The organism is Sandarakinorhabdus sp., from assembly GCF_031422795.1.
GTDB lineage: Bacteria > Pseudomonadota > Alphaproteobacteria > Sphingomonadales > Sphingomonadaceae > Sandarakinorhabdus.
This window is the reverse complement of the sequence record NZ_JANPML010000271.1, coordinates 1-2,458: the sequence shown is the minus strand read 5'-3', so window position 1 is coordinate 2,458 and position 2,458 is coordinate 1. Positions and strand designations below refer to the sequence as shown.

Here is a 2,458-nt window from a genome sequence, read left to right as displayed (position 1 = left end):
GATATCGTCCGGGTCTTGCCCTGCCGGCAGGGTGGCGATGCGCAGCGATTTGCCGGGCTTGAGCAGCGGCAGCGCCCGCATGGCGGCGCGGGTGGCGGCGCGGCCACCGGCGGCATCGCCATCAAAACACAGCACCGGCACATCAACCAGCCGCCAGGCCAGAGCGAGCTGCGTTTCGGTCATCGCGGTGCCCAGCGGGGCGACGGCCTCGCCAATGCCGGCCTGGGCAAGGCCGATCACGTCCATATAGCCTTCGACCACGATCAGCCGGTTCGCCTTCCGCGCTGTCGGCCCGGCCTGATCGAGGTTGTAGAGCAGCCGGCCCTTGTCGAAGAGCGGGCCATCGGCGGAGTTGAGATATTTGGGCTGAACGTCTCCCAGCGCGCGCCCGCCAAAGCCGACAACGCGCCCACGCGCATCGCGGATCGGGAACATCAGCCGGCCACGGAACCGGTCATAGGTTTCGCCCGCATCGGTCTTGCCGATCAGGCCGGCCTCCAGCAGCTTGTCGGCGGTGGCGTCCTTCAGATGGCCGCGCAAGGCGGTGCGCGAATCAGGGGAGTAACCCAGCGCAAAGGCTTTCAGCGTTTCAGCGCGCACGCCGCGCCGTTCCAGATAGGCGCGCGCTGCACCGCCGCCATTGCTGGCCAGTTGCGTCTGAAACCAGCTGGCAGCGCGGGCGGTGAGTTCGGCCAGACTGTCCGCCACTTCGGCCTTGGCGCGGGCTTCGGGGGTCGGGGCGGGCACTTCCAGTCCGGCTTCGCCGGCAAGCTGCTTCACCGCTTCCATGAAGGGCAGGCCCATGTTGTCGGTCATGAACCGGATCACATCGCCATGCGCACCGCAGCCAAAGCAGTGATAAAAGCCCTTTTCGTCATTCACATAAAAGCTGGGCGATTTTTCGTTGTGAAAGGGGCAGCAGCCCTTCATCTCCCGCCCGGCCCGCGTCAGCTTCACGCGGCGGCCGACCACACCCGAAATCGGGATCCGGGCGCGCAGCTCGTCGAGAAAGGCGGGGGAAAGGCTCATCCAGACAGGTTCAACCCAGCGCCGCTTTCACCAGCCCGCTGGCCTTGCTCATGTCCAGCTTGCCCGCAAACCGCTCCTTCACGGTCGCCATCACGCGGCCCATGTCCTTCACGCTGGTGGCGCCGATTTCAGCCACGATGGCCTTGATCGCCGCCAGCGCTTCGGCGTCGTCCATCTGGGTCGGCATGAAACTTTCGATCACGCTCAGTTCGGCGCGTTCGACAGCGGCGAGTTCGGCTCTGCCGCCCATGTCGAACATCTCGATCGATTCGCGGCGCTGCTTGGCCATTTTCATCAGCACGTCGGTCACCAGCACATCATCGTCGGCGGGCGCGGTGCCGGTGCGCAGTTCGATGTCCTTGTTCTTCAAGGCGGCGTTGATCAGGCGCAGTGCGCCAAGGCGGGCGCTGTCGCGGGCCTTCATGGCAGCGATCGTGGCGGTCTGGATGGCGTCGCGCAGCATGGGAATCTCCGGGTCTTGAAAATGCGGATTGATCTTTGGGGCTCGATAGCGTCTTGCACCCGCAAAGAACAGATTGACGAGCAGCACGGTGGACCCTAAGCGCCCAGCCGTTTGCCCGCCTGACAAAAGGAATCACCCCTCATGGCCGTCGCCAAAGCGCCCGTCCAACCCAAAGGCGCAACTGGCGTATTGGTGTTGGCCGATGGCAGTGTGATCTGGGGCCATGGTTTCGGTGCCGAAGGTGCCGCCGTGGGGGAGGTGTGCTTCAACACCGCGATGACCGGCTATCAGGAAGTGATGAGCGATCCCAGCTATGCCGGGCAGATCATCACCTTCACCTTTCCGCACATCGGCAATGTTGGCGCCAACAACGAGGATATCGAATCGGCCAATCCGCACGCACTGGGCTGCGTGGTGCGTGAACCCGTCACCGCCGCCGCCAATTTCCGCAGCCAGCGCCGTTTTGATGATTGGATGAAGGCCTGGGGCCGCATCGGCATCAGCGGCGTCGATACGCGATCGCTCACCAAGCGCATCCGCGAAGGCGGCGCCCCCAATGGCGTGATCGCCCACAACAAGGCTGGCCAGTTCGATGTGAAGATGCTGCTCAGCCAGGCGCGCGGTTGGCCGGGGCTGGAGGGCATGGACCTCGCCAGCGTGATCAGCGCTACCCAGAATTACAATTGGGATGATGGCCTGTGGACGTTGGCCGGTGGCTATGCCGTACACAGCGCCAACAAGGATGGCCCGCTGGTGGTCGCCATCGATTATGGCATGAAGCGCAACATCCTGCGCAATCTGGTCGCCGCCGGTGCGCGGGTGACGGTGGTGCCGGCGACCGCGACGTTTGATGAAATCATGGCGCTGAAGCCGGCCGGCATCTTCCTGTCCAACGGCCCCGGTGATCCAGCCGCCACCGGCGTGCACGCGGTGCCGACCATCCAGAAGATCTTGAACGCCGGCCTG

3 protein-coding genes are annotated in these 2,458 nt (G+C 64.6%); 1 reads left to right on the top strand and 2 read right to left on the bottom strand.

Translation table 11 applies throughout. The features are described 5' to 3' along the window. Positions 1 to 1,029 (bottom strand): DNA primase (dnaG, locus tag RMO81_RS09770; protein WP_310475661.1); only part of this gene is annotated, 1,029 nt, incomplete at its 3' end. 10 nt (positions 1,030 to 1,039) lie between these two features. Continuing rightward, positions 1,040 to 1,492, bottom strand: coding sequence for a GatB/YqeY domain-containing protein (locus RMO81_RS09765; protein ID WP_310475660.1), 453 nt, complete (start codon positions 1,490 to 1,492; stop codon positions 1,040 to 1,042). 141 nt (positions 1,493 to 1,633) lie between these two features. On the opposite strand from RMO81_RS09765, the gene RMO81_RS09760 reads away from it, so the two are divergent. After that, the coding region (locus tag RMO81_RS09760) for a carbamoyl phosphate synthase small subunit (RefSeq protein WP_310475659.1) at positions 1,634 to 2,458 on the top strand (825 nt) is incomplete at its 3' end.